A 26,109-nucleotide genomic window follows, 5' to 3' on the forward strand; every position below is an offset into this window, starting at 1 on the left:
AGATTTCGTAGATCACTACGCACCTGGTGGCAGCGGTAGTCAAAAGCTGGACAAAACCGTCGCGGACGATCGGAAACAGGAAACGCTGCCTTACCCTCAAGTAGGTCTTGTCAAGCAGCCGTTCGGATGCCAAAGATTGCTCTCTGCTCCCCGCTCTCCCCTACCCGACCAGTCCCGTGCCTCGTCGCACGCGAGGCGTCCAGACCCGGAAAGGCCACCCGTTGAACCAGATCTTCCTCAACTACCGCACGGTCGACGAAGGGTTCGGCGTGGCGCTGCTCGACCACGAACTGTCGCGCGCGTTCGGCCCGGAGGCGGTCTTCTTCGCCTCGAAGTCGATCGAACTCGGCTCCAAATGGGAGCAATACCTGTTCGACGCGGTCAAGGCCTCCGAGGCCCTGCTGGTGGTGATCGGGAGAAATTGGCTGGACGCCCGGGACGGGAAGGGGAACCGCCTGCTCGACAATCCCCGGGATTTCGTCCGCCGGGAGATAGCCACCGCATTCGAGCTGGGGAAACGCGTCATTCCGGTCCTGCTGGACACCCCCCGGATTCCGCGCGAGGAGCTTCCCGCGCCGCTTCGTCAGCTCGCCGACGTGCAAGACGCCCGCGTTCATTTCCGCAACGCCGTCCCCGACATCGACCGCCTCGCGAAGAGGCTGGAGCAGCTCATCCCCGGATTGCACCGGGCAGCCCCCGAGACCACCGGCACGAAGTTCACCGCCCACGCGCACCAAGGCGGCGTGGTCAACCAGTACGACCGCGTCGACGTGCGCGGCGACTTCCACGCCGGACCGCGCTGACCACCTCTCTCCACCCACCCCATTTCCACCGGAGCTGACTCTTGAGCGAAGAGACTCCGGCCGAGGAAGCTGCGAAGGAGCCGGCGGAACCGCCGGCCCCTGAGCCCGCCTCGGCCGAAAAGGAAACCCCGCCGCCCTCGGACCGGGCCCAGGCCGTGCACGACCTGCGCGGTCAGGCATCGGATCTGCTGAACGTCCAGTTCAGCAAGATCGTTTCCGAAGCCGTCGGCCGGCTGGAGGGCGTAACGAACCTCAACATCTTCCACGAGGTGCACGCCGACGGCGACTTCCTGGCCGGCCCGGGCAGCCGCGGCACCTCGCGGCGATCAGGCCGGAGCCGGGCGCAGCCGCAGGATCTCGACGTCATCGAGTACTTCGCGCCCCCGCCCGACTTCCAGGACTGCGTCGACCGCCTGCACAGCAACCATTTGCTGATCATCGCCGACGCGGCCAGCACCGGACGGTTCAGCCGCGCGCTGGCGGCCTTGCGGGCGGTGCTCGACGAGAACGCGGTGATCTACCGCCTTCCCACCTCCATCCTGGGCAACCCGAGCTGGCGGATTCCCCAGCCGCGCAGCGGTTGCGTCGTCGTGGACCCGGACAACGGCGACGGCAAGTTCTCCGCGAGCAAGCTCACCGACGACTGGCTCGCGAAAACCGCCGAACGCCTGCAGGACGAGGGAAGCCATCTCGTGGTCGTGACCGGTCCGGCGGCCGGATCCCTTGCCACCGCGACGAAACGCGTCGAGTTCGTCGTCGAGGAGCTCGAACTGCCGGATCCGATGGACATCGTGCGCACACGGCTGGCCGGCGAGGTGCCGTGGGCGGATCCGGACGACCTCCGCGACCGGCTGGCCGCGGCCGGGGTCGAGGAACTGCTCGAGGAACGCGACAACCCTCAGTTCGCGGCTCGGGTAGCGCGGGCCGTGGTCAACGCCGTCCGCGAAGACGGGGATCTCGGCAAGGCACTCGACAAACTGCGCGATCCGACCGGGCAGGTCCGGGAATGGCTCAGCCAGAACCCGGGCAGCGTGGACGTCGCGCTCGTCTTCGCCACCGCGGTGCTGGAAAACGCCAGCTATCTCCACGTCGCGGACGCGGCGATCGCGCTCCACCGGCAACTCAGCAACGGCAGTTCGGCGACGCTCACCCTGCGGTACCTCCGCAAGATCGTCGCCGAGCGCAGCTGGTTGGAGCTCGATTCCGACGAAGCCCGGGGCAGCGCCAGTCTGCGCTTCAAATCAGCTCGCCTGCGGGTCGCCGTGCTCGACATCCTGTGGCTCGAACTGGACGGCGCCCGCGAGAAAATCCTGACCTGGCTGAAAAATCTCGCGAACCACACGAACGTAGACGTGCGCGCCAGGGCGGCCCACGCGGCGGGCATCCTCGCGACCACTGATCTCGAGCACGGCGTGCACGGTTACCTCCTGCACTGGGCCACGTCCGACTCGCCGTTGCTGCAACAGAGCGCGGCGTACGGGCTCAACGTGGCCGGGACCCAGCGCTCGGGCAACGCCGGCATCGCCTGGTCGTATGTCGAGCGGTGGGCGGAACTCGTCGGCGAACCCAAGATCCGCAGGCTGCCGATCACCGCGGGGCTCGCCGTGGGCGGGCAACTCGGCACCCGGAATCCCCGGCGAGCCCTGCGCGTGTTGCGCCGTCTCGTCCGCTTCGGCGACTGGGCGTTGCTGGAACCCGTCGCCGTCAGCACCCAGGCGCTGCTCGAATCCGGCTGTGCGGAGGAGGTGCTGCAGGCCCTGCTCGAGTGGACCGAGCACTCGGAAGAAGGGGAATCCGAGGTCAAGGCCCTGACGATGTTCGCGTTCGCCGTCGAGCCCGAAGCCGGTCTGCACGAGCCTCCGCTGCTGATGCGGGAAGAACCCCGGCACCGGGAAGTGCTGGCCGAACTCTGGGGACGGGCACTGGCCAGTCCGGCGGCCCGGGGCCTGGCCGAGGACGCCCTGCGGACGTGGGTCCGCATCGCCGGCCGCGACCGTTCGACCGCGGACCCCGTGCTCAGCGTGCTGGCCGGAATCGCCGACCGCGGGACGACGGACTTCGACCGGGTCCTGCACCTGCTGCGCGGCTGGGCGAGCGATCCGCACGACCCTTCGGACCAGGCGGCCGAATTCCACGACACCCTGCTCGATCTCGAGGAAGAAGCGTCATGACGACTTACAACCCGGTCCTCAGCTGCGTCGAAGTCCGGCGGATGCGCCTCGGCTCCCCGCTGCGCTCGCCCGATCTCGGTGTCGCGATGGTCCTGGAGCGGGCGACCGGAGCCCCGATCGTGATCAACCACGGCGAACGCGTGCCGGACGCCCGGACCGGCAACTACCGCCGGATGCATCTGATCGACGTGGCCACTCGCGGTCTGTCCTTCGCCGACCAGGTGGCGAGCGCCGATCCGGCCTTCCCGTTCCGCGTGAAGGTCGAGTTCGCCTGCCAGGTCACCGATCCCGTCGCCATCGCGCTGAACAAGGTCACCGACATGACCGCCAGCCTGCTGCCGTCGCTGTCGGCGATCGTCCGCGAGACAGCGGCCCGGTTCGACGTGCTGGAACCCGCGGCCGCGGCCAGCGCGATCTCCGCCCGGCTCAACTCGGCACGGAACTCGCCCGCTGTCCGGCTCAGCACCTATTCGGTCTCGGCCTCGATGGTCGACAACGAGGATTTCGTGACCGAGCAACGAAAAATCCGCGTGCGCAAGCTGTCCTTCGACGCCATGCGCCCGATCGCGGGCGGGACGCGCGAGGACATGCTCGCCCACATCATGTCGATCGACGACGGCGATCCGATGGCGCTCCTGGACCGGGAACGGGCCGAACGGGCCGCCGACACGAAGGCAAAGATCGAAGTGCTGCGCGCCTTCACCGGCGCGGACATGGAGGATTTCAGCACTTCCGAGGTACGCGACCAGGTGCTTGGCGAGTTCTTCGACCGGAGCAAGGCGGTGCCCGGGAAGCGGCGGAAGCTCCGGGACAGTCTGGAATCCCGCGCCAAACCGGAGATCGAAGAGGCCAAAGTCGTCGAGGGCAACGTTCCCCCAGCGAAGGACACCGCGGAGAACGAAGCGCCGCCTTCGAAACCCGCCAGCCGGCTGCGGGGCACCATGCGGCCTGCCGAGCCGGAAAGCGAAAGCTGAGGCATGGACGTCCATCCCGGTGCGCGAGGCACCGCACGGCTTTGGCACTACACCGAGGAAGCGCTCGCCGCGGTCGCGGTGTGGACGGAACGGATCGCGGGGAAGGGCGAGGACGCCGACCCTCTCGTGCTCCTGCACCGGCCGACGAGGTCCGGTTTGCTCGCTGTCTTCGATGGGGTCGGCGGCGCGGGGCGGGCCCCGGCGGGCCAGACGCCGTCCGGACAACTGCGCACCCAGGCCTGGCTCGCGTCCCGGCGGGCTCGCGCCCTGGTCGAGGAGTGGTTCACCGACGCGACGGCAGGCATCGCCCCTCACGTGCTCGCGACACACGTCGGCAACCGGCTGGGCGCCGGCGTGCTGCGCCCGCGCAGAATCCGGGGCAAGCTCCAGCGTGAACTTCCGACCACCTTCGCCGGGCTGATCTTCGAACTGGCCGACGGCCAGGCCTCGTGGCAGGTGATGTGGGCCGGGGATTCCCGGTGCTACGTAGCCGAACCGCGCGGCGGAATGCAGCAGCTCAGCCTCGACGACACCGAACCCGGCGACGCGCTGGAACTGCTGCTGCAGGACCCGCCGATGACGAACGTGGTCCAGGCGGGCGGCCCGTTCCAGATCCACGGCAGCAGCGGAGCCATCCGGCTGCCGTGCCTGCTCATCACCGCGACCGACGGGTTCTTCGGTTATGTCGGCACCCCCGCGGAGTTCGAGTACGCGCTGTGGGAGACCTTGCTGAGCGCGCAGGACGCGATGCACTGGTCGGTTCTGCTCACCGAAAAGGTCCAGTCCTACACCCAGGACGACGCGTCGATCGCGATCGTCGCACTCGGGTTCGAGGATTTCCCCGCCGTCCGCGCGAGCTTCCGGACCCGGTTCGAACGGCTGCGGGAAGAACACGCCGAACCGATGCGCCGCGCGGCCGCGAGCGGGCGAGCTGCCCTGGTCGAGACCAGAAAACGGTCCTGGCTCGCCTACCGCGAGCACTACGAACGCCGGCTCCCCCGACGCGAAGGGAGCGGTGCGTGAAACTCGGCTCGGCCGTAGGAGGCTACGAGATCGTCACCCGCCCGTCGAACGCGAACGCGGGCAAGTGCATGTGGGCGTTCGCCCGCAAGGATGGCAAGGACTTCTTCGTCAAGGAGTTCCTCGAACCCAAACGCCCGCGTCCGGACTCGATGGGCTCGGTCGAGGACAAGAAACGCCGCCTCGCCGCCTGCCGGAAATTCGAGCAACGGCACGAGAAGCTGTCGCGAATCCTGCGAGCGGATCATCCGCACGCCGGAAACCTCGTGCTGGCAAGGGATTTCTTCGCCGACGGGACGCGGTACTACAAGATCACCGACCGGATCGACCCGGTGGACGTGGCTCCCGCGGACCTGGCCCCGCCGGATCGCGTCATCCTGTTGCACACCCTGTGCGAGAGCATCGCGCTGCTGCACGAACACAAAATCGTCCACGGCGACCTCCGGCCGGAAAATGTGCTGCTGCACCGGCCGCCGCGCAGCGATCTGCATATCGCGAAGCTGATCGACTTCGACGACTCCTACGTTTCGGGCGAGCCACCGAAGGCCAGCGAGGTCGGCGGCAATCCTTACTACGGCGCACCGGAATGGCTCAGCTATCTGCGCGGCGACCGGGGCGTCCGGCCTTCCCAGCTCACCACCGCGGTGGATATTTTCGCGCTGGGACTGCTGATCCACACCTATTCGACCGGCGCTCCGCCCGGGTTCCCGGCGGAGTTCGAATCGCCCGCCGCGGCGGTGCTCGCCGGAGCCGAACTGAAACTCGATCCGAAGCTGCCGGAGGACTGGGCCGCACTGCTGTCCGGCACGGTGCGCGAGCGGCCCTCGGCCCGGCCCGCGATCACCGACGTGCTTTCCCTGCTGCGTGCCCAGCGACCGCCTGCCGCGCGCAGCCGCGTCCGGATCAACCTCACCGGCCGTGTTCCAGCGAAAGGAAACCGATGACCCAGCAAACCGCGACTGATCTCGGCTACGCGGTCGACATCGTGTTGTGCATTGACACCACGGCCAGCATGCGGCCGATCCTCGACAACGTGAAGGCGAGCGCGCTGACTTTCCCCGGCAGGCTCATGCAGGAGATGGCCGACAAGGGCAGGCGAATCCGCAGCCTGCGGCTGAAGGTCGTGGCCTTTCGCGATTTCGGGGACCGCGCCGACGACGCCTTGGCCGCGACGGAGTTCCTTTCCGTGCCGGCGAAGGTCGACGAGTTCGAACGCACCGTCCGCGCGCTGCGGCCGGCCGGCGGCGGAGACGAACCCGAGTCCGGGCTGGAAGCGCTCGCCGTCGCGATGCAGTCCGATTGGGAGACCGGTCTCGACCGGCGGCGACACGTGATCGTCGTCTTCACCGACGCGCCCGCGCACCGGCTCGGCGATCCGCGCCAACGCGGCGTGGCGGGCTACCCGTCCTCGATCCCGGGTTCGCTGGACGAGCTTTTCGCCTGGTGGGGCCACGCGCAGCAGCGTGGAGCGCGGATGGAGAACTCGGCCAAACGGCTCCTGCTCTTCGCCCCCGAGTCCTATCCGTGGGTGGACATCGCCGACGACTGGAACAACACGCTCTTCTTCCCTTCCGCCGCGGGAGAAGGGCTCGAAGAATGGGAAATGGACCAGATCATCGCGACGATCGCGAGCAGCCTTTGAGCCGCCGCTTGCGCTGGCCGGGCAGGCGCCGCCACGGGGTGCCCCCGCCGGCCCAAGCGCCTCCCCGCCCGATGCCGCCGCCGATCGAAGGACCGGACGTCGTGCTGTACCGGGACCGGGCGTTGCTGATCATCAGCGAACGCCCCCGGGCAGGAACTCCGCAGGCGGTGCTTCGGATCCCCGTCCGCAATTGCACCGCGGCGGCGCTTTCCGTGGAACCCGGGCTGACCGGCCAGGAGTTGCTCCGGCTGGACCTGACCCTGCGATGGGGCCGGGACGCGACGATCGAACTCCCGATGTGGTTTCCCGAGCGGTACCGGATCTTCCTGCAACGGCTGGTCGACGAGGTGACCGCGCCGGGGAACCACGCCCGTGCGAACCCGCGACCGTCGGTGCCGCCGCCCGCTCCGGTGCTCGCGCCGCTGCCGGTACGCCGTGCTCCCCGCGACGAGAACTGGGTGACCTTCCGGTCCGGAGACGACGACGAGGTGGTGGTATTCGATGCCGGACAAGGCTGATTGGTCGTGCGACTCCTGCCACACGAACAACTTCGCGCAACAGTCGGTGTGCCGGGTCTGCGGCCGGGAGGCGGGCAGCGCGACCGGAGAACTGGCTCTCCCCGACCATCTTCCGCTCGCGATCGCGGCCGAGGAAACCGTCGCGTTCGTGGACTCGAAACACGCCGAACCGGAGCGGCCGACGATCGCGCTGGCCCCGGTGCCTCCACGACCGACGGCGCGGCCGCCTTCGCCGCCGAAGCCCCCGTCCTACACCCCGCGACCGTTCGTTCCGCGACGGAGGAAACGCCGCGTAGTCCCGTGGCTCGTCCTGGCGGTTTTCGCCTTCCTGGCGCTCGTCTACGGCAGCAGCCTTCTCGCTAAGATCTCTTCGCAGTTTCAGCAACCCGCGCAAACCTCGGCCGCGACGCCGTGTCCGGAGGAAGCGGCTCGATGGCTTTCCGGCTCCGGTGCCGGGCTGGTGGCCAAGTACAACACCGGCAAGCACACCGTGACGATCTGCGTCGGCTCGGACGGCTCCTACCACTACGACGGCCGGGTCAACGACGGCAAGCCGACCACAGTGGACAATCACATCTCGCTCCCGGCCGCGCGGACTGCCACCGGATTCACCGCAGACAACGGCAATTACCACTACGAGATCTCCGGGCTCGACCTGACTGTCCGGCACTACCGCGAAGTGATCGGCCGGGAACACCTCACTCCGGTGCACTGACCCCGCTTGAGCGCACGCCTTCGCTGGCGGCCCGCATCGCGGCCACCGCCCGCAATTCCTGGACCAGTTCGCGCACCGCGAGAGAGTGCGCACCGGCGTAAGTGGCGACGTAACCGATTCGCCGGGTGGGCGGGTCGGCGATCGGGAGGACCTCGACTCCCGGCGGGGCGGCGACGAGGGTCAGTTCCGGCAGAATCGCCATGCCGATCCCTTGCGCCACCATGGAAAGAACCACCCCGTCGTCGGCGACCTCCATTTTCGCCGGCGGCAGCCACTCTTGCCGAGCCCACCAGGACCGGGTGTAGGACGAGCAGTTTTCCGGCCAGTCGAGCAGCGGCAGGCCACGCGGATCGGCCTGGCCGGGCGGGTTGACCCGGAAGTAGGGCTCCCGGAATAGTTCTCCGGCGACCAGCCCGGCCGGCGGGGTTTCGTCTTCGCCGAGGGTGGCGATGGCGACGTCCGCGCGTCCGTCGGCGACCTCGCCCGCGGTGCCGCGGCCCAGTTCGGGGACGATCAGGACCTGCGGGTGCAGGCCGGAATGCCTGGCGGTCAAGCGTTCCAGCGCCGCGGGCAGGAGGTGCGCGGCAGCGCTGCGGAAGGCGGCGATCCGCAGTGGGCCGGTGAGGGTTCCGGCTGCCGCGCCGCGGGCTTCGGCGCGGAGAACGTCGAGCTGACGCAGGATCAGCCGGGCGTGCACGAGCGCGCGGGCACCGGCCGCGGTGGGGCGGGCACCGGTCCGGCCGCGGTCGAAGAGGACGGCGCCGACCTTGCGTTCGCAGGTCCGGACGGCGTGCGAGACCGCGGACTGGGTGAGGCTCAGCTCGGCGGCAGCGGCGGTGAAGCTGCCGGTCCGCTCCACCGCGAGCAGAAGGCGCAGCTCGCCAGGCGTGAGGTCGGCAGCATCCATCCGGCCAGCCTAGCCGGAACCATGAGCGGCATTCATGGATTGCCGCGGTCCATCGATCCGAAGGTCTGCCACAGCGGTCTCGACGAGCCTAAGTTGCTGGTCAGAGCCGTTCGCTAAGGAGATCCCGTGTCCCTGACCGCTGTCCGCCAGGTCCGCCGCCCCGAGGGCGCGCCAAGCGCCACCGACTTCGAGTTCGTCACCCAGCCGCTGCCGGACCTCGCCGACGGACAGGTGCTGGTCGAAAACCGTTACCTGTCCGTCGATCCCTACATGCGTGAGTTCATGGAATGGGGCGGCTGGGAACTCGGCGCGGGCCTGGAGGGGCGCACGATCGGCGAGGTGGTCGAGTCGAAAGAACCTGCCTTACCGGTTGGCACCACGGTGTTCCACCGGCACGGCTGGGCCACCCACGCCGTCCTCACCCCCGCCGACGTCCGGAAGATCACCCCGGCGGATGGCGTCCCGCTCAGCGCCTACCTCGGCATTCTCGGCGGGACCGGGCTGACCGCGTACGTCGGCCTGACCCGGATCGCGCGGGTCCGCCCTGGCGATGACGTGTTCATCTCGGCAGCGGCCGGTGCGGTGGGCAGCGCGGCCGGGCAGATCGCGCGATTGCTCGGCGCGGGACGGATCGTCGGCAGCGCCGGTTCCGCGGCGAAGGTCGAACAAGTGACCCGAGACCTTGGTTTCGACGCCGCTTTCAACTACCACGACGGCCCGGTCACTGACCTGCTCGCGAAAGCGGCCCCGGACGGCATCGACGTGTACTTCGACAACGTCGGCGGCGACCACCTGGCCGCCGCGATCGACGCCCTGCGCGAGCGCGGCCGGGTCGCCTGGTGCGGTTCAGTCGCGCAGTACAACAGCCTGCGCATACCGCCGAGCGCGCCGCACAACTTGTTCGATGTAGTCGGGAAAAGCCTTCGGATCGAAGGGTTTCTGGTGCGCAACCACCTCGACGCACGCGAGGAGTTCGAGGAATTCCTGATCCCGCACGTCCGCAGCGGCCAGGTGCTCGTCAACGAGACTGTGGCAGAAGGATTTTCCAGCATCGTGGACGCGTTCCTCGGGATGCTGCGAGGGGACAACGTCGGGAAAATGCTGGTCCGAGCCTGACCGCCGGAAGGGGGCGCACCAGCCCCCTCCCGGGTCAGAACCTCAATCGCGCCAACGGTTGTTGAGGAAGGCGTCGTCGTCCTCGTCGTCTTCCACCGGGCGTGGGCGGCGCGTCGGACGGCGCGGAGTCTCGCTCCGCAACGCGGGCTGGTTCGGGGTCACCGCGAACGGGGACGCCGAACCGGGCTCGTTGCCGAACTCGTCGGAATCGAACGCCGAGGGCGGTTCGGTGCTCGGCCGGTCCGTGCTCCATCCGGACTTGGTCTTGCGCTTCCCCATTTCCCGCCGGTGCTGGACGTACCGTTCGGCCGCCTGCACCTGCTTCGTCATGTACTCCTGGGACTGCGCCTTGACCTCCTCGGCCTTCTGCTCGCGCAGGGCCCTGCGGTCAGCCTGCTCCCGGACCAGCGCGTCCAGTTCGGCCTTCATCGCGGCGGTGTCGCTCATGCGTGGCTCCTACCTGGTCCGGATGATCGGCGCGTCGTCGTCATCGTCGAGTGAACCAGTGATCCGGCTGGCGGGCTCGCCGAGGTTGTCGAAGACCGCGCCCTCCACGCGATACGCCGCGCGCCGTTCGGTGTCGCCACCGCCGCCGCCACCGCCTTGCCCGCCGCCCATCGGGCCCATGCCGGGCATTCCGGAACTGCCGGACTGGCCCGGCTGACCGGCGTGGTCCCCCGCTAGCGACGAGAACCCGCCGCCGGTGTGGGTGCCGGACACCGGCGTGCTGTCGACGCCGACCATGGGGCCGCCGTGCAGCGAAGCGCTCGGTGCGCCCGCGGGCACGCCCGGACCGCCAGTGTGCGAGATCTCCGGACCCGGACCGCCGCCCGGGACACCGTGATGCAACGGCTGCCCACCAACTGGATCACCCGAGTGCGACGGCACCGAATGAGCGCCGCCCGGACCGCCAGTGTGCGAGATTTCCGGACCGGGGCCGCCCTCCATCGGGTGCACCGGCGCCGAGTGGCTGCCGCCGGGGCTGGCTCCGCCGTGTCCAGGACCTTCCGGGCCCTTGTGGTCACCAGCGGGTTTGCCGGGACCGTCGTCCCCATGCTGGCCGGGACCGTCGCCCGCGTGGTGCCGGCCGGTGGTGTCGTCGGGCATCTGCGGGACGTGGTCGATCGGGCGCACGCCCTGCGGCTTGTCCTCCTCGCCGAGGGTGTACGTCGTGGGGTTGCCCTTGCCGTCGTCGACCGTGACGACGGTCGGCCCGTCCGGCCCGTCCGGACGCTCGGCGGTGATCTTCACATCGCCGTCGCGCAGGTGGATCTTGCCGTCCGGCCCGGGGTGGTGGACCTCGTCGGGGCCATGCTGCCCGGCACTGTCGTCGTGCCCGGGTTTGTCGTCGGACCAGTCGATCTTGAAGTCCTTGACCGGCCCGGAACCCTCGCCGATCTTGATGTCCATCTTGCCGTCGTGGTCCGGCTCGGACATCTCGAACGTCTTGTCGCCCTGCTTGACCTTGAGGACATCCCGGCCGTCTTCGTCGGGCTTGCCGTCGTGGCCCTTGTCGTCGCCTGGCTTGCCGTCGTGGTCACCCGGCTTGCCGTCGTCGGGTTTGCCGTCGTGATTCTTGTCGTCACCGGGCTTGTCGTCGCCCGGCTTGCCGTCATGGCCCTTGCCGTCGTCACCGCCGGGCTTGTCGTCGCCGCCGGGTCCGCCGTCGGCGGGGTCGGTCTTGATCGGCGGGCCGTCGACCGGACCGCCGCCGCCAGGGGAACCGCCGCCGCCCTTGTCACCGGGGATCTTGTCGTCCGGGACCTTGCCGTCCGGCCCCTTGTCGTCTGGCCCCTTGCCGTCCGGGCCCTTGCCGTCGCCGCCGGTCGAGCCGGGATCGCCAGAACCACCCGGTCCGCCGAGGCTGCCCCCGCCGTGGCTGCCCAGCGAGTCTTTCTTCAACGACTCCATCGCGGCTTCGGCCTTTTGCTTGGCCTCCGCCTGAGCCTTCTGCTTGGCCTCCTGCTCGGCCTTCTGCCGGGCCTCTTCCTCGGACTGGTGCTGGTCCTGTCCACCACCGGGACCGGAACCGCCCGGACCAGAGCCACCCGGACCGGACCCGCCAGGGCCGGAACCGCCGCCGGAATCGGTCTTGATCGGCGGACCGTCCACCGGTCCGCCGCCGCCAGTCCCGCCACCGGGACCGCCGCCAGAGCCCCCGCCGAGCGGGCCGCCGCCCGGCGAATCGGACGGAACGTCGAGGTCGGGAACCTTCCCGCCGCCCCCACCGGAACCACTGCCGGACCCGCCGCCCGAACCGGACCCGCCTCCAGTGCCGCCTCCAGTGCCCCCGCCGAAGCCGCCGCCAGAGCCGCCGGGGTGGTCGCCCTGCGGCGTGTCCGAACCGGACCCGCCCCCGGTTCCCCCACCGGTTCCGCCGCCGTAGCCACCGCCCGAACCGCCGCCCGAACCGCCCTGGCCCCCGCCGTAGCCGCCGCCCTGGCCACCCGGCCCTTTGCCGCCCGGTCCCTGACCGCCACCACCCGGCCCCTGACCGCCACCGCCGGGACCGCCACCCCCAGGACCACCCGGACCGCCCGAGCCACCGGCCCCGCCGTCCTTCGCGCCCTCGAACTTGTTCTTGATCTTGCCCATTTCCTTGTCGAGGGCGTCATAAGCCTTGTCGACGAGGTCCTTGGCGTCTTTGCAGGCCTTCTCGAACCCCAGGTAGATGGTGTCCCACATGTCGGGGTTGAACTGGTTCATGATCCACTGCTTGGCGAGGTCCTTGCCGTGGCTCTGGATCTCGTCGTCGTTGCAGCAGCCCTGGTCGTTGAGGGTGTCGACCAGGTTGGTGCCGAAGTTGTAGTCCATCCAGCCGGCGATCTGGGCCAGGTCGTCGATGCTGCCGTGCTCGCCGTTGGCGACCGCGATGACCTTCTGCGCCATCGTGTAGTCGGCCTTGCCGACCTGATCGCGATAGAGCGCGATGACCTGGTCGGCCTTCCCCTTGCACAGGTCGAACAGCGTTTTCGTGGTGTGCAGCGTCGCTTCGCTGGCGTGGCTGAGGTCGTCCCCCAGCTTCGCGGCCTTCTTCTGGATGCTCTCGTTGTACCGGTCCGACGCGGCGTCGGCTCCGGCTCCGGTCCAGGTGCCGAACAGGGTGCCGAGTTCGGTTCCCGTCTCGGTCAGCGTCGACTTCACCGTTTCCGAGCCGTGCTTGAAATGCATGGCGTCGTTGATGAATCCCTCGAAGCTGATCCCGCGCTGCTCGTCGAACGGTCCGCGGATGTCCTTGTCGAGGTCGAGCTTGCGGGTGTTTCCCTTGCAGTCGTCGGGAATCTTCTCGAGCAGCCCGCCGAAGGTCTCGAACACCCGCAGTGCGGCCGCCGCGGGGTCGAAGAGTTCGTCGGACGTCTTCGTGCCGGTGGCCGCGGCGTCCTTGCCCTCGCCGGGGGCGGGCGGCTGCTTTTTGTCGAGCTCGCCCTTGCCCTTGTCGACTTCCTTCTTCTTCTCGTCCTGGTTGTAGCTGTTCTGCTGGCCCTTCTGCCGGGCCTCTTCGTAGATCTGCTCGAGCTTCGGGCCACCGCTCGGCGCCGCGAACGGGTTGCTCGGGATGGGGAAGAATGTCCGCCCGTACGCCTTGATGTACTTCGCGACGTCCTGGCCCTCTTCGCCCTCGGGGCGCGGGTGCTCGTTCACCCACGCCCGGAGCAGCCCGTCCTTCATCTCCGGCGGCACTGCCGAGTTGTCGAGCAGTTTCTTGACATCCGCCCACGTCTTAGGCTGCTTGTCGTCCGCCATCAGAGGATCCCGTCGACGCCGTTGCCGGTCTTGGTGATGACCCCGGACTGGTTGTCCTCGTTCTTGCCGTAGGCAGACCCGGCGGTGCTGATGTTCGTGCCGAACGATTCGAGGGCCTTGCTGTAGCCGGAGACCGCGTCCCACAGCTGCTTGGCCCCTTCGAGGTACTTGTCGGCGTGTGCCTGGTGCACCCGGCCGAACTTCTCCTTCGTCAGCTCGGATTTCTCCAGATCCGGGTTGTCGTCAAGGAGTTTCTCCGCCAGGTCACCGATCTTCTTCGACGCCTTCGACAACGCTTCGGTTGTCGCGGTGTACCCGCCCCCACCGCTCATTTCAGTGCTTCTCCTCAGCTCGGCTAGCTGCCAGTGCCTCCGCGAGCACGTCCGCCACGGATTCCACGTCGGTGAACCGATCGAGCTCGTCCAGATCGATCGACACGTCGTAGTAGATCTCCAGCGCCGCGAGAAGCCGGATCCGGCCCTTCGAGTCGATGCCGAGCTCCTCCAGCGGAGCGTCGGGCACGACGAGGGCCGGGTCGAGCCGGAAGGTGTCGCTGACGACCTTCGTGACCTCGGCGCAGTGATCACCCACGGACGCCACCGTAACGCGCCTTGGCGGCCGACCGGGCGACCTTCCCGCTGGAAGTGCGCGGAAGTCCGCCAGAAGGGACCAGGCGTACCGCACGGAGCGTGAGATCGTGCTCTCTCGACACCGCTCGCAGCACGGCCCGGGTCACGTCCTTGACCTCGGCTTCGGCGTCGCGGGCCCATTCCGCGACCACCATCGCGCCCTCGCCCTGTTCGTCGGCGACGCCGAACGCGGCGACCCGGTCGCGGCGGATCGCCGGATGCGCCTCGCCCGCCGCCGCTTCGAGGTCCTGCGGGTGGAAGTTGCGGCCGTCGACGACGATCAGGTCCTTGAGCCTGCCGGTGACGTAGAGGTCGCCGCGGTGGAACACCCCGAGGTCGCCGGTGCGCAGCCAGCCGTCGAGCCCGTCGAGGACGCCGCCGAACGCGTCCACGTCGCCGCGGCCCCAGTAGCCGGACGCGACGTTCGGGCCGTGCACCCAGATCTCGCCGACCTCGCCCTCGGGCTGCTCGTGTCCGTCGTGGACGATCCGGACGAGCTGCCCGACCGGCCGCCCCACCGACATGACCGGCTGGCCGTCCGGCGTTTCGACGACACGGCCCTGAGCCAGGGCTTCCCGATCGAGCACCGCGCCGCGCGGCCCTTCTTCTCCCGCGCTCGCGACGTACACCGTGGCCTCGGCCAGTCCGTACGACGGCCGATGCGCTTCCGGGCGGAACCCGCGCGGGCCAAACACTTCGTGGAACCGCTCGACCGTGCGCGGCCGGACGGGCTCGGCTCCGTTGAGCGCGACCCGGACGTCCGAGAGATCGAGGTCCTCTTCTGCACCGACCTCTGCGGCCAGGTCATAGGCGAAATTCGGGGCGGCGGTGAAGACGGCCGGGTAGTCCGACATCTGCCGCAGCCAGCGTTGCGGCCGGTGCACGAACTCCGCCGGAGACATGAACACCGAGCGGCCGCCGACGTAAACCGGCAGGCACAGCAGCTGGATCAGGCCCATGTCGTGGAAGAACGGGATCCAGCCGGCGCAGGTCGTCTGCTCGTCAGAGGCATAGGCCTGGCTGGCCTGCCAGCAGGCCGCGACGATCGCCCGGTGCGGGATCACCGCGCCCGCCGGTTCGCGCGTCGACCCGGACGTGTACTGCAGGTAGGCCGGGCTTTCCGGGGCCACGCGGACGGGGTCGATGCCGGGTCCGGACAGCTCGTCGACCACCACGAGAGCGCCGGGATCGCTGAACTCGCGCACCTTCGCCGCGACCGCCGACGACGTCGCCCACACTCGCGCACCGGAGTCGGCGAGGACCCCAGCGAGCCGGTCGGCCTGCGCGCGGTTGCCCGGCAGCATCAGCGGAACGGCGACCATCCCGGCGGCGAGAGCGCCGAAAAACGCCAGCGGGTAAGCGAGTTCCTGTCCGGCGAGGATCGCGACGCGCTCGCCCGGCTCCGCGACCCGGCGCAATTCCCCGGCCACGACGCGGACTTCGGCGGCGAACTCCGCCCACGTCACCGTGTGCTCGACGCCGCGGTTGTGGTCTTGGTGAGTGAACAGCGGCCGTTCGTCGTCGGCGCGGGCGAACAGCCGGTCCACGATCGAGACGCGCATGACCTCGGCAGGCACCGTAGGAGACACCCCGCGAAGCTACCCGCTACGACGAGACCGCGACCACCCGGCCGAAAACCCGCGGATCGTCGAGATGATCCACCACGTACGCGGCCAAATCGGCTCGAGCCGTGCGCGGGCCGACACGTTCGGCGGAGCCGATGGAAACCCGGGGACGGCCAGTCCCCGGCCGGTCGGTCAGCCCGCTCGGGCGCACCGCGGTCCACGCGAGCCCGGTGCGAGCCAGCAACTTCTCCATCCGCGCCATGTCCGCATACGGATGCCGCAGCACCCAGCGCAGGATCCGGGCGACCGCCCGCGCGCCCGGCCCGGCGTCCGGCGGCGTCGCGAGACCGGCGGAGGAGATCACCACCAGCCGCGCGCCGGGCGGCAACGCCGAGACGATGCCAGCGGTCCCGGCGGAATAAACGGTGGTGGGGCCGCGGCCGGTCGAGCCGAGCGCGGAAACCACTGCCTCGTGCCCGGCGGCCAAAGCGTGTTCGACGACGAGCCGGCCGGTGCGCCCGGTCGCGGCGACGACAGCGAGCGAAGACATGGCGCTCCTTGCGCGGTCCTTGTGCTATCTCGCCCGGTCAGGCGGCGGCCGGTTTGCTCGCCGGCTGGAACTTGAAGGACACCGCCTCCAGCAACGGCTTGCGCTTCGTGTTCTGGAAGGCCGCGACCTTCCACCCGGCCGCGGTGCGGACCAGGCTGTAGGTCTGGACCTTGTTCAGCTCAGCGGGCTTCGAGCCCTTGCTGGTCGCGCCCCGGGTGACGACGAGCGCCGAGTCGGGTCCGACGCGGCGAATGCTCAGCACCTCGTGAGACAGCCGCGTGCCCTTGACGAAGCTGTCGAAGAGCGCTTGGTGCGCCCGGCCGATCTCATCCGCGCCCTGTTAGATGGTGCCGACATAGGTGATGTAGGTGGCGTCGGACGTGAACTCCGCGGCGTACGCGGCACCGTCCGCGCTATTCCACGCGGCGACCAGCCGATCCAGCACGGCAGTGAGGGCGGTGACGTCGGTGTCCAGTGCGTTCATGATGTCTCCCCATGGTATCTTCGTCAGAGAAGTAACTGCGTTGAAGATTTCTCTTCGTTGAGGAAGAGATTATGGGGAAGGAGCCGGGATGTCAACAGCCGAGGATCCGTCAGCGGTCTACCGGCGCTACTTGAGCGCCGTGCTGCTGCACTCCCAAGCCAGCGCGCGAGCTGTCGGGCTGGGAGCGACCGACCTGTACGCGCTGAACATCCTCGAACTGCACGGCGCGATGACCCCCAGCGAGCTGGGCCGCATGGCCGGACTGACCACCGGCCCGACCACCCGTCTGGTCGACCGCCTCGAAGAGGGCGGCTACGTCCGCCGCGCCCCGGACCCCGACGACCGGCGCAAGGTCGTCGTCCAGCCGCTTCACCAGCCCGAGGGGCTGGACCAGGCGCTCGCCCCAGCTCGCGCCAGCATCGGCGAGATCCTGCGCGGCTACCGTCCGGAAGAGGTGGCGGTTCTGTTCGACTACTTCGCCCGAGCCGCCGACGCCTACCAGCACGCGACGGATCAGCTCACCGAACGCTGACCTTCCACGCGGCGCCGGGCCAAGGCAGCCCGTTACGGGCGCGGCTTCACCCGGCTGGCCCGAGCCGTCAGGAAACGCTGCTCCGCGATACTCGCCGTCGCCTTGGCCGCCAGCCGGTAGTTCTCGTACGCGCCAGGCAGATCCCCGGCTTTCTCCAGCAAATGCGCCCGCACCGAGAGCAACCGGTGATGCCCCGCCATCCGTTCCTCATCGTCCAATGTGGACAACAACGCGAGCCCGGCATTCGGCCCCTCGGTTTCCGAGAGCGCGATCGCCCGGTTCAGCGTCACCACCGGATTGGGCGCGATCCGTTCCAGGATCAGGTAAAGCGCGTGCACCTGCCGCCAGTTGGTCTCTTCCGCGGTCGCCGCGTCCGCGTGCGTCGCGGCGATGGCCGCCTGCAGCTGATACGGCCCCAGCTGCGGACCCGCCAGTGACGCTTTCGCCAGCTCAGTGCCCTCGTCGAGCATCGCGCGATCCCACGTCGTGCGGTCCTGATCCGCCAACGGAACCAGGTCGCCGGACGGCGTCGTGCGAGCCGTCCGGCGAGCGTGGGTCAGCAGCATCAGCGCGAGCAGACCGGTCACCTCGCTGTCGTCCGGCAGCCGCGCGTGCACCATCCTGGCCAGGCGAATTGCCTCGTAGGCCAGGTCAGCGCGGTGCAAGTCGCTACCGGAGGACGCGGTGTAACCCTCGTTGAAAATCAGGTAAAGCACCTGCAGGACGACAGCCAGCCGCTCCGGTCCTTCCGTGCCGGGGAACGAGCTGCCCGCCGCCTTGATCCGCTGTTTGGCCCGGCTGATCCGGGCGGCCATCGTGCCCTCCGGCACCAGAAACGCGCGGGCGATCTCGGCCGTGGTCAGCCCGCCGACCGCGCGCAAGGTCAACGCGGTCTGCGACGCCGGGGTCAGCGCCGGATGGCAGCACAGGAACAGCAGGAGCAGGGTGTCGTCGGTGTCCGGCACCTCCGGCGCGGCCTCGACGGCGTTCGCCAGCTCCCGCTCGCGGCGCGCCTGGTCGCTGCGCAGCTGGTCGATATAGCGCCGGGACGCGACCGTCGACAGCCAGCCGCGCGGATTGTCCGGCACGCCTTCGACCGGCCACTGCTGCGAAGCCGCGAGGACCGCCTCCTGCACCGCGTCCTCGCAGCCCTCGAACTGGCCATACCGGCGCACCAGCGCGCCAAGGACCTGCGGCACGAGTTCGCGCAGCAGGTCCTCGACGGAAGGAGAAGTCACGCCTCCAATTGTCCTTCCGAAAACATCACCTGGCGCACCTCCACGCCGAGCCCCTCGATCGCGGCGTCCGGAACCTGCGCGGCCAGCTCGATCGCGCGCTCCTTGCTCTCGACGTCGAGGAGGTAGTAGCCGCCGAGGAACTCCTTGGACTCAAGGAACGGCCCGTCAGTCACCACCGGCTGGCCATTCCGCACCGACACCACCGCCGCCTGCGACGGATCCGCCAGCGCCTGGGCGGCGATCAGCTCGCCGGACTTCTTCGTCGACTCCATGAACGCGTTGACGCCGTTGCCGAGCGCTTCCTTCTCCTCGTCGGTCAGCGCGTCGAGAACGGACTGGTTGATGTGCAGGCTGATCAGGAACTTCATCGTCTTGCTCCTCGTGGTTTCGGGGTCTTACGGGGAGTGGTCGGAGACGGCGGCGGCGCCTGGACATCGACCATATGTGACCTGCATCACTAGCTGGCACTCAGGCGGATGCTTCCCAGAACTCCGTGAGGATTCGTGCCCCCTGGACCGGGTCCTGCGTCATCCACCAGTGCCCAAGCCCCTCCAGCACGGCGACCTTCGCCCCGGCCCGCCGCGCCGACCGGCGGCGTTGCTCGTCCGTCCCGACAAAGTGGTCCTCGGTCGCGAGCACGACGAGCCCCGGACGCTCCGCCGCGCGTTCGAGATCCCGGCCGAACTCCGCGATCGCCGGCTGCGCCGCGGACCGGTAGAGCGGGAGCACCGCGCGGGCCATGTCGTCGTTCATCCCCGCGGCGACCTTGGCGGCCACCGCTTCGTGCATTCCGCCGAGCACCAACCGCTCAGCCCGCTTTTCCGCCGGCGCACCGAACATCGCCGCTACGGATTCCTCGCCGACGCCCGGTTTCTGCCACCCCTGCGCGAGGTCGTGCCAGACGTAATCCGGGTCGAACGCGCCCGCGGTGTCGCTGGCCCAGGTGCGCACCAGCTCCGGACGGGCCATGACGGCGTTGAGCACATGCGCGCCGCCCCAGTCGTGCCCGACCAGATCGACCGGTTCGGGGAACTTCTCCAGCTCAGCGATCAGCCAGTCGCGATACTCAACAGCCGTCGCACCGAACCCTTCCGGCCACGGGGCGCCGAATCCGGGCGGGGACAGGCACACCGTCGATCGATCGCCCAGCTCAGCGAGCAACCGCTCCCACACCGCGGCGGTTTCCGGATTGCCGTGGACGAAAACTGCGGTCATCGGACTTCCTCCCTCTCGGTGTCCACACTCTACGCAGACTTGCTTGTTGGCTGGCAAGTATGTTGTAGGGTTTCTTCCCGTGACCACGCCGCGCCGCACCCAGCAGGAACGCCGTACCCAGGCGTCGGCCGCTTTGCTGGAAGCCGCCGCCGAGCTGGTCGTCGAGGAAGGCGTGCGCGCCGTAACCCTGGCCCGCGTCGGCGAGCGCGCCGGGTACAGCCGCGGCTTGGTCACCCACCACTTCGGCAGCAAACAGGCGCTGCTGGAACACCTCGCCCGCACCACGCAAACCGGTTTCGTCCCCGACCTGCATGGTGCGCCGCCCGGCCTGGACCGACTGCTGCGGCTGATCGACGGATACCTCGCGCAACTAGCTCAGCCAGACGTGCCGAGCCGGGCTTTCCTGGTGCTGTGGGCGGAATCGATGACCGCCCCGGAACTGGCCCCGATCTTCCGCGAACGCGACCAAGCCTTCCGCGAAGACCTGCGCCAGGAGATCTCCGCAGGCATCACCGAAGGCACCATCCGCGCCGATGCCGACCCGGGACAACTCGCGGTGGCCATCGTCGGGCAGCTCCGTGGCGTCGCGCTGCAATACCTGCTCGACCCAGAGGCGGTGGAGCCTGCCCGACTGTGCCGGTGTGCGGTCGATGTGTGGAAGCGGGCGTTGTCTTAGGCCTGTACTGCGCATTCTTTGGGTCTTATAGAAATTGTGCCTAGAGTATTTATGTCTAGTTACTTTTCGCATTTCGGAGAACGTCACACAGGCAGTGAGTGATCAGCTACTTTGTTAGCTGTCTGCATTTGATGACACCGAACATGGGGAGGGCTTCGCGTGTGGGAGGACGTCGAGTTCTCGATCTTGCACCCCGCCGATCCCGGACCTGCGAAGAACGGGTTTTCGCTGGACATCGACGTCGCTAAGCAGGTTCTTCAAGAGCTGCTCGGCTACCAGGACAGGTTGGGAGTAATGAAGCGCAAGGTGTCCACCCTGTGCAGCATGAAGCCGCCTTCGAAAGACCCGTCGACCATGGCGATGCACGTCGCCATGGTCGGTGACGGCAGCGGGAAACTGGGCGCGTTTTCCTATGGCGGCGGGCACATCGACTTGCAGCTGGCCTATGTCACCGAACTGATCGACCGGATCAGGAAAGCACTGGCCGCGATCGGCCAGAGCGACCAGGACCAGGCGGCAGCTGTCGGGAAAACCAATCCCGCCACCGGCTCTCGAGGGAATTTCGGATGAACCCGCGCACGATCGTCGGAGTGCTCGCCCTCGCCGCGTTGGCCGCCGGCTGTTCGACGCCGACCAACGGCACCGCGACAAGTTCGGCACCGGCCACCGCGCCGCCGTCACAGACGCTGCCCTACGGTGGCGCCCCGAAGGTCGAGAACCCGCTCCCCGACACCGTGTTCTCCGACGGCCCCTGCCAAGCACTCACTCCTGAGCAACTCACTTTTCAGCTCGGCTCGGCAGTGCCCGGGAAGCCGGACAATTCCGCGGTCCCCAGCTGCGACTGGATCAGCCCGGACACCCACGCCCGGATCGGTTTGTCGTTCTTCGGCAAGGACAACGACGGCCTCAGCAACGTCTACACCAACGTCCGGCCGCAAATGAAACGCTTCGACGTGCTCCCGCCCATCCAGGGCTTCCCCGCAGTCGCCTACAGCACCCAGCCCGGCCCCATCACGAACTCCTGCGATGTCAACGTGGGCGTCACCGACCAGCTCTCCTTCATGGTCGAAGCCGCGCCCGGCGAGACCAAGCTCAACAAGATCGACCCATGCCCGCTCGCGGTCTCCGTCGCGGACAACGTCATCACCACGCTGAAACAGAAAGCCGGCCGGTGACATGAAATTCTGGGAGCCGATCAAGCAGTACCTGGACAAGCACCAGGAGCTGACGGTGCCGATCGAGGACATCGTCAAGGAGGTACAGGCCTCAGATCCCAGCAGTTGGCACACGGGCGCGACCTACGCGCACGAGGTGGGCAGCGAACTGGAAACGCTCAGCCAGGACCTGTCCGGGACGTTGACGAAGCTGGAGGGGTCCTGGACCGGCCAAGGCGCGGACCTCGTCGCCGAACGCCTGCGCAAGGTGCGTGCCTCGGCGATCGACGCGCAGCAAGCCTTCGCTGCCAACGAAAACACTCACGCCACCGGCATCGCCATGCACGAAAACCTGCGGAATCAGCTGACGTCGATCCCGCCCGCACCCACCGCCGACCCGACGCCCACGGTCGGGCTGATGAACGCGGACGTCATGTCGAAGCTCATCGAGCACGACACCGCGCAGCAGAAAAACCTTGATACGTACGAAAAATTCACCTCGGAAACCCAAGGCAACACCCAGCAGCTCAAGGTCGACTACGGCAAAATCGGCGCTTACGACGGCGGCGACGTGACCATCCAGCAGCACCCCACCGCCGAGACGAAACCCCAGCCCGGTCCGACTGCTCCCAGCGGCCAGCACCATTCCCCTGGCGGGACTGGCTCGACGTTCAGCCCGGGAGCCGCGCATTACAGCGCTCCCCCGGCCAGCTCTTCGACCGCGAATGTCCTGCCTGGCACGGGAAACGACCACACCAGCACTTCCGGATACACCCCGCCGCCAGCCTCCGGGCCGAACGTGGACAACCCGTGGCGCGGCGGAACGAGGCTTCCCTCGGCACCCAACCCGGGGAACGAATTCGGCATCACCCCGATCGGCGGCCCCGGCGATGGACGTCTCGGCGGAATTTCCGAACGCCTAGGCGGTGGTTCCGGGGGTTCCGGCCGCGTCGGCAGCGGCTCCGGACGCCCCGGCAGCGAAGGCGGTCCCGGACGCCCAGGTAGTGGCTCCGGCAAACCCGGCGGCAGTTCCGGCCGTATCGGCGGCGAGGCAGGACCCCGGTCCGGTGCCGGTGCGAGCGAAGGCGCGACTTCCCGACTCGCCGCGGAACGTGGTGCCCCCGGCGGGAAAGGCCTGTCCGGCGCGGCGGCGCCCGGTGCCCAACGGGGCAAGAACGAAGAAGACGAAGAGCATGAACGCAAGTACGTTCTGGATGTAGACCTCTTCGCCGACGATGGCACCGCCGTCGACCCGGAAACCGGCATGCGTCCGACTCCGCCGACCCTCGGGGCGTAAAGCCATTCGATCGGCCGGATCACTGCGCAACGGTCAAACGGCCGCGCCGTTCGGCAGCTCGGTGACGCGGGTCCCGCCTCGCCGCCCATAAGACGGCGAGGCGGAACTCCCCCTCGTACGGCACTCCCTTAGACAGCGCTTCCCTCAAGCGCTGCCCCCGACGACTGGCCCCCTCGAACGGTGCCCGTCCGACACCGTTCCCCAACAGAGCCACCGTCGCACGAGCGGCCGTCTTCCCTCGAGCGTTGGCCCGCACGCGGACCCGCCGCAAGCGCGATCGCTAGTCCCGTCAGGGACGTTGCCTCTCGCCAGCGTCCGTCCCCCTCGAACGGATCCGGCGTAGGTGCCTTCACTCACGCCCTATTCCGAGAAGCGTCGCCCTCCCCGACGACCGCCCCTCGAAACAGGCCCAGCTCAGGCACCCTCGCGTTCCTTCTCAGGGGCATCGCCTCCCCGCAACGCCCCTCAAAACGGACCCGGCTCAGGTGCCGTCACCCACGCGCCCCTTCCGAGAAACGTCGCCCTCCCCGGCAACCGCCCCTCGAAACAGGCTTAGCTCAGGCACCCTCGCTCACGCGCGTTCCTTCCCAGGGGCATCGCCCTTCCCAGCAACGCCCCTCAAAACAGGCCTAGCTCGGGCACCCTCGCTCACGCGCTCTCCTTCTCGAGGGCATCACCCTCCCCGACGACCGCCCTCGAGACCGACCCGGCTCAAGCACCTTCATCCGCGCGTTTCCCTCCTCAGAGCCGTTGCCCTCCCCGACAACGGCCCCCTCGAAACAGGCCTAGCTCAGGCACCCTCGCTCACGCGCGTTCCTTCTCAAGGGCGTCACCCTCCCCGGCAACTGCCCTCGAAGACAGGCCCAGCTCAAGCACCATCGTCGAGGCACCGCCCCTCCAGCAACGCCTCGCGAACAGCCACTCTCAAGCGCACCCCCTCGAACCACGCCCCTCCCAACGCTGCCACCGAAGCGTTCGCCGCCCTCAGCCACTGCCCCAACACAGTCGCCCCTTCGGCACCACCTCGGCTCCCGAGCGGCACGACCCCTCAGACGTGCCGCCCGCACACCGCGTCCCCTTTGAGAACCGTCAGGCCCCGAACGCCGCGGCCTTCCGAGCGATCACCTCGCTCTTCCGCGCCCGGACCGCCGTTAGCGCCCGGCAGCCGTCGCACTACCAGCACCGCCAGCAGGCTCAGCACCGCGAGCGCGACGAAGGCGGTCAGCGGCGGGTCCAGGACGATCCGGCCCCGCAGGCCGAAGACCGTCAGCACCGCCCGCGCCCAGTTGTGCGCGGCGAGGACCATCACGGCCGATACCAGGGCCGATGACCAGCCAAATTCCAGCGCGGCTGATGAGCGACGACATGGCGATCCCGGTCAGCCGTCAGCAGACCGCTCGGAACCACTCAGCGGCCCGCACCAGCGGACGGATCAGGCCCTCACCTCCCACCAGCACCATCGCGCCGAACCGCCCCCGCCCCGGCCTGCGGTCAGGGTGCGAGAGCGTCGCGCACCGGTGGAACCGTACGAACTCACTTCGGTCGAACTCCTTGGATCAGCAATCGAATCAAGCGTCACGCAGTTTCTCGCCTACTGCTTGCGCCGTCCACAGGTTCGCCGATATTATCTACAGATTTTTTTAACTGGCCGCGAGATCAGCAACGCCGGGATAAGCTCTCCGGCGTCCGAGAAGCGAATGAAGGGCGAGTCCTGTCAGATGTCCGCACCCAGCCCGTTCCGGTCGCCGTCGTTCAACGTGCTCAGCAGGCTCCTGCGCTCGTCGCCTGCCCTGCTCGACACGACGTTCGACCAGTTGCGCACGCTGATCACGGTCGCGGAAACCGGAACCGCCCTCGCTGCGGCCCGTACGCTCGGCCGCGATCAGTCCAGTGTGCAAAAACAGCTCGACACTCTCAACCGCAATTTCTCCGAATTGTGCGGAGAACCATTGTTGCACCGGCAGGGCCGCGGCCGGGACGTGCTTTTTACCGACACTGGACGCGCCGTCGCACAGCAAGCTCGCCGCACGCTCACCGAATGGCTGGACACCATTCACGAATGCCGTCGCGAACTCGGCGGGACGCTCACCGTCGGCGCGACCCGCTACACCCTCGGCAGCCTCGCCCACGCCGGCGATCTCGTGGCCGAGCAGTTCCGCGCCCGCGACATCGAGCTGAACGTGGTGCACGTGCGCACCAAAGACCTGATCGACCGCCTGCTGGCCAAGGACGTCGACCTGGTCTGCGGCAGCGTCGTCACGACCAGCGCGCTCGACTCCGTCGACGTGCTCGAATGGCGGCGCAGCGGGCTCGGCATCGTGACCAATATGGACACTCCGAAACCCGGGGAGTCCGTCGCCACCAGTCAATTGCCGACGCTTCCGCTCGTGGTGCCCAGCGGCGGCGTGATCAACGACTTTATGCGCGGCTGGTTCGGTTCCGACTACCGCAACCGGCTCGACATCGTAGCCGAGATCGACTCCGCGCAATACGGATTCGAACTGCTCCGTTCCGGGCTGATCAACGGCTGCATGCTCGTCACCCAGGGCCTCGGCGAGGCCGCGGGCGAAAATCGCCTGCACGCCGCTTCCGGATTGCGCACCATCGGGCTCGTCGACGACATCGAGCCGAAACTCGAACTGCTCGTCGGCGTGTTCGCCCGGCGCGGCGAACGATCCTCGTACCCGGACAGCCATCCGCTCAACCTGCTGTGGAACGCACTGCAGCAGGCCGGGGAGGCGTCCTGGCTCGAGGTCGAGCGCTAGCCGCGAAGCGAAGGGCCCTCAGCCGACCTCCTCGATCTCCACCCGGTCCGGATAGAACGCGACGTGTCCCTTGATCGGTGCCACCGCGTCGTACGGCTCCTCGTACACCCACACCGCGTTCTCGCCGTCCGGCACCGCGGCGAGGCTGTAGTACGACGCGTCGCCCTTGTACGGGCAGTGCGTCCGGAGTTCGGTGGGCGACAGCATCGCCAAGTCGACATCTTCCAGCGGGATGTACTGCACCGGCGGATAGCTGGCCTCCCGCAGCACCTGCGCGCGGGTGGTGTCGGCGATCGTTCTCTCGCCCACCTTGACCACCACCCGCGCGGGGTTGGGCTCAACGGTGATCGGGTGGTCCGGCCCCGGGATCAGCTTCTCGGGCATGGTTCTCCTC

General features: G+C 68.6%; 28 protein-coding genes and 1 pseudogene. 15 read left to right on the top strand and 14 right to left on the bottom strand.

Annotated elements, in window-relative coordinates:
* Window positions 1–221: 221 nt before the first annotated feature.
* The 8 genes from ACZ63D_RS18135 (at window position 222) to ACZ63D_RS18170 (ending at window position 7,843) form a co-directional block, all read left to right on the top strand.
* A complete protein-coding gene (locus tag ACZ63D_RS18135) occupies window positions 222–803 on the top strand; it encodes a toll/interleukin-1 receptor domain-containing protein (RefSeq protein ID WP_465355438.1) in 582 nt (193 codons plus the stop codon).
* A gap of 41 nt (window positions 804–844) precedes the next feature.
* Window positions 845–2,974 carry a hypothetical protein gene (locus ACZ63D_RS18140; protein WP_465355439.1) on the top strand — a complete coding sequence of 710 codons (2,130 nt, stop codon included), beginning with the start codon at window positions 845–847 and terminating at the stop codon, window positions 2,972–2,974.
* Window positions 2,971–3,948 (top strand): hypothetical protein, encoded by a 978-nt coding sequence (locus ACZ63D_RS18145; RefSeq protein WP_465355440.1) that lies wholly within the window; start codon window positions 2,971–2,973, stop codon window positions 3,946–3,948. The genes ACZ63D_RS18140 and ACZ63D_RS18145 overlap by 4 nt, the downstream gene beginning before the upstream one ends.
* 3 nt (window positions 3,949–3,951) lie before the next feature.
* Entirely contained in the window at window positions 3,952–4,971 is a 1,020-nt protein-coding gene (locus tag ACZ63D_RS18150; protein WP_465355441.1) for a serine/threonine protein phosphatase, read from the top strand.
* The gene (locus ACZ63D_RS18155; RefSeq protein ID WP_465355442.1) at window positions 4,968–5,912 is read left to right on the top strand and encodes a protein kinase domain-containing protein; all 945 of its coding nucleotides are present in this window, start codon (window positions 4,968–4,970) and stop codon (window positions 5,910–5,912) included. The genes ACZ63D_RS18150 and ACZ63D_RS18155 overlap by 4 nt, the downstream gene beginning before the upstream one ends.
* Window positions 5,909–6,610, top strand: a complete 702-nt coding sequence (locus tag ACZ63D_RS18160; RefSeq protein ID WP_465355443.1) for a vWA domain-containing protein — start codon at window positions 5,909–5,911, stop codon at window positions 6,608–6,610. The genes ACZ63D_RS18155 and ACZ63D_RS18160 overlap by 4 nt, the downstream gene beginning before the upstream one ends.
* A gap of 71 nt (window positions 6,611–6,681) precedes the next feature.
* Window positions 6,682–7,128 carry a hypothetical protein gene (locus tag ACZ63D_RS18165; protein WP_465355444.1) on the top strand — a complete coding sequence of 149 codons (447 nt, stop codon included), beginning with the start codon at window positions 6,682–6,684 and terminating at the stop codon, window positions 7,126–7,128.
* The gene (locus ACZ63D_RS18170; RefSeq protein WP_465355445.1) at window positions 7,112–7,843 is read left to right on the top strand and encodes a zinc finger Ran-binding domain-containing protein; all 732 of its coding nucleotides are present in this window, start codon (window positions 7,112–7,114) and stop codon (window positions 7,841–7,843) included. The genes ACZ63D_RS18165 and ACZ63D_RS18170 overlap by 17 nt, the downstream gene beginning before the upstream one ends.
* Here the strand turns inward: ACZ63D_RS18170 and ACZ63D_RS18175 are convergent.
* A complete protein-coding gene (locus ACZ63D_RS18175; protein WP_465355446.1) occupies window positions 7,827–8,750 on the bottom strand; it encodes a LysR family transcriptional regulator in 924 nt (307 codons plus the stop codon). The genes ACZ63D_RS18170 and ACZ63D_RS18175 overlap by 17 nt on opposite strands.
* A 126-nt stretch (window positions 8,751–8,876) precedes the next feature.
* Between ACZ63D_RS18175 and ACZ63D_RS18180 the strand changes: the two genes are divergently transcribed.
* Entirely contained in the window at window positions 8,877–9,866 is a 990-nt protein-coding gene (locus ACZ63D_RS18180; RefSeq protein WP_465355447.1) for an NADP-dependent oxidoreductase, read from the top strand.
* 42 nt (window positions 9,867–9,908) lie between these two features.
* Here the strand turns inward: ACZ63D_RS18180 and ACZ63D_RS18185 are convergent, their stop codons facing one another.
* From ACZ63D_RS18185 to ACZ63D_RS18220, 8 genes and pseudogenes are all read right to left on the bottom strand, one after another.
* Window positions 9,909–10,313: a hypothetical protein gene (locus tag ACZ63D_RS18185; protein ID WP_465355448.1), complete on the bottom strand. Its 405-nt coding sequence runs from the start codon at window positions 10,311–10,313 to the stop codon at window positions 9,909–9,911.
* Between the two features lie 9 nt (window positions 10,314–10,322).
* On the bottom strand, window positions 10,323–13,610 hold the full coding sequence (locus ACZ63D_RS18190; RefSeq protein WP_465355449.1) for a WXG100 family type VII secretion target: 3,288 nt from the start codon (window positions 13,608–13,610) through the stop codon (window positions 10,323–10,325).
* Window positions 13,610–13,942: a hypothetical protein gene (locus ACZ63D_RS18195; protein ID WP_465355450.1), complete on the bottom strand. Its 333-nt coding sequence runs from the start codon at window positions 13,940–13,942 to the stop codon at window positions 13,610–13,612. Before ACZ63D_RS18195 ends, ACZ63D_RS18190 begins: the two co-directional genes overlap by 1 nt.
* A 1-nt stretch (window position 13,943) precedes the next feature.
* Entirely contained in the window at window positions 13,944–14,201 is a 258-nt protein-coding gene (locus ACZ63D_RS18200; protein WP_043837971.1) for an acyl carrier protein, read from the bottom strand.
* A complete protein-coding gene (locus tag ACZ63D_RS18205) occupies window positions 14,194–15,801 on the bottom strand; it encodes a fatty acyl-AMP ligase (RefSeq protein WP_465355578.1) in 1,608 nt (535 codons plus the stop codon). Before ACZ63D_RS18205 ends, ACZ63D_RS18200 begins: the two co-directional genes overlap by 8 nt.
* Window positions 15,802–15,844: 43 nt before the next feature.
* Entirely contained in the window at window positions 15,845–16,354 is a 510-nt protein-coding gene (locus tag ACZ63D_RS18210) for an NAD(P)-dependent oxidoreductase (RefSeq protein WP_465355451.1), read from the bottom strand.
* 37 nt (window positions 16,355–16,391) lie between these two features.
* Window positions 16,392–16,682: pseudogene (locus ACZ63D_RS18215) on the bottom strand (SgcJ/EcaC family oxidoreductase); the annotation flags it as partial.
* Window positions 16,683–16,694: 12 nt separating this feature from the next.
* The gene (locus tag ACZ63D_RS18220; protein WP_465355452.1) at window positions 16,695–16,838 is read right to left on the bottom strand and encodes a hypothetical protein; all 144 of its coding nucleotides are present in this window, start codon (window positions 16,836–16,838) and stop codon (window positions 16,695–16,697) included.
* An 88-nt stretch (window positions 16,839–16,926) separates the two neighbouring features.
* Between ACZ63D_RS18220 and ACZ63D_RS18225 the strand changes: the two genes are divergently transcribed.
* Window positions 16,927–17,370, top strand: a complete 444-nt coding sequence (locus ACZ63D_RS18225; RefSeq protein WP_465355453.1) for a MarR family winged helix-turn-helix transcriptional regulator — start codon at window positions 16,927–16,929, stop codon at window positions 17,368–17,370.
* A gap of 32 nt (window positions 17,371–17,402) precedes the next feature.
* On the opposite strand, the gene ACZ63D_RS18230 is transcribed toward ACZ63D_RS18225, so the two are convergent.
* The 3 genes from ACZ63D_RS18230 to ACZ63D_RS18240 form a co-directional block, all read right to left on the bottom strand.
* On the bottom strand, window positions 17,403–18,608 hold the full coding sequence (locus ACZ63D_RS18230) for an RNA polymerase sigma factor (protein WP_465355454.1): 1,206 nt from the start codon (window positions 18,606–18,608) through the stop codon (window positions 17,403–17,405).
* Window positions 18,605–18,976 carry a YciI family protein gene (locus ACZ63D_RS18235; RefSeq protein ID WP_465355455.1) on the bottom strand — a complete coding sequence of 124 codons (372 nt, stop codon included), beginning with the start codon at window positions 18,974–18,976 and terminating at the stop codon, window positions 18,605–18,607. The genes ACZ63D_RS18230 and ACZ63D_RS18235 overlap by 4 nt, the downstream gene beginning before the upstream one ends.
* A gap of 100 nt (window positions 18,977–19,076) precedes the next feature.
* Window positions 19,077–19,823, bottom strand: a complete 747-nt coding sequence (locus ACZ63D_RS18240) for an alpha/beta fold hydrolase (RefSeq protein ID WP_465355456.1) — start codon at window positions 19,821–19,823, stop codon at window positions 19,077–19,079.
* Between the two features lie 79 nt (window positions 19,824–19,902).
* Here ACZ63D_RS18240 and ACZ63D_RS18245 point away from each other — a divergent pair, with 79 nt between their 5' ends.
* The 4 genes from ACZ63D_RS18245 to ACZ63D_RS18260 all read left to right on the top strand — a co-directional run bounded on the left by ACZ63D_RS18245 (window position 19,903) and on the right by ACZ63D_RS18260 (window position 22,950).
* Entirely contained in the window at window positions 19,903–20,499 is a 597-nt protein-coding gene (locus tag ACZ63D_RS18245; RefSeq protein ID WP_465355457.1) for a TetR/AcrR family transcriptional regulator, read from the top strand.
* A gap of 159 nt (window positions 20,500–20,658) precedes the next feature.
* Window positions 20,659–21,069, top strand: coding sequence for a hypothetical protein (locus tag ACZ63D_RS18250; protein WP_465355458.1), 411 nt, complete (start codon window positions 20,659–20,661; stop codon window positions 21,067–21,069).
* The gene (locus tag ACZ63D_RS18255) at window positions 21,066–21,674 is read left to right on the top strand and encodes a DUF3558 domain-containing protein (RefSeq protein WP_465355459.1); all 609 of its coding nucleotides are present in this window, start codon (window positions 21,066–21,068) and stop codon (window positions 21,672–21,674) included. The genes ACZ63D_RS18250 and ACZ63D_RS18255 overlap by 4 nt, the downstream gene beginning before the upstream one ends.
* Window position 21,675: 1 nt before the next feature.
* Entirely contained in the window at window positions 21,676–22,950 is a 1,275-nt protein-coding gene (locus tag ACZ63D_RS18260) for a hypothetical protein (RefSeq protein ID WP_465355460.1), read from the top strand.
* A 1,048-nt stretch (window positions 22,951–23,998) separates the two neighbouring features.
* On the opposite strand, the gene ACZ63D_RS18265 is transcribed toward ACZ63D_RS18260, so the two are convergent.
* On the bottom strand, window positions 23,999–24,259 hold the full coding sequence (locus ACZ63D_RS18265) for a hypothetical protein (protein WP_465355461.1): 261 nt from the start codon (window positions 24,257–24,259) through the stop codon (window positions 23,999–24,001).
* A gap of 409 nt (window positions 24,260–24,668) precedes the next feature.
* Between ACZ63D_RS18265 and ACZ63D_RS18270 the strand changes: the two genes are divergently transcribed.
* Window positions 24,669–25,715: a LysR family transcriptional regulator gene (locus tag ACZ63D_RS18270; protein WP_465355462.1), complete on the top strand. Its 1,047-nt coding sequence runs from the start codon at window positions 24,669–24,671 to the stop codon at window positions 25,713–25,715.
* A gap of 18 nt (window positions 25,716–25,733) precedes the next feature.
* Here the strand turns inward: ACZ63D_RS18270 and ACZ63D_RS18275 are convergent, their stop codons facing one another.
* Complete coding sequence (locus ACZ63D_RS18275) at window positions 25,734–26,099, bottom strand: DUF427 domain-containing protein (RefSeq protein WP_465355463.1); 366 nt, start codon at window positions 26,097–26,099, stop codon at window positions 25,734–25,736.
* Between the last annotated feature and the right edge of the window lie 10 nt (window positions 26,100–26,109).

It is taken from the genome of Amycolatopsis sp. NPDC104775, from assembly GCF_055583325.1.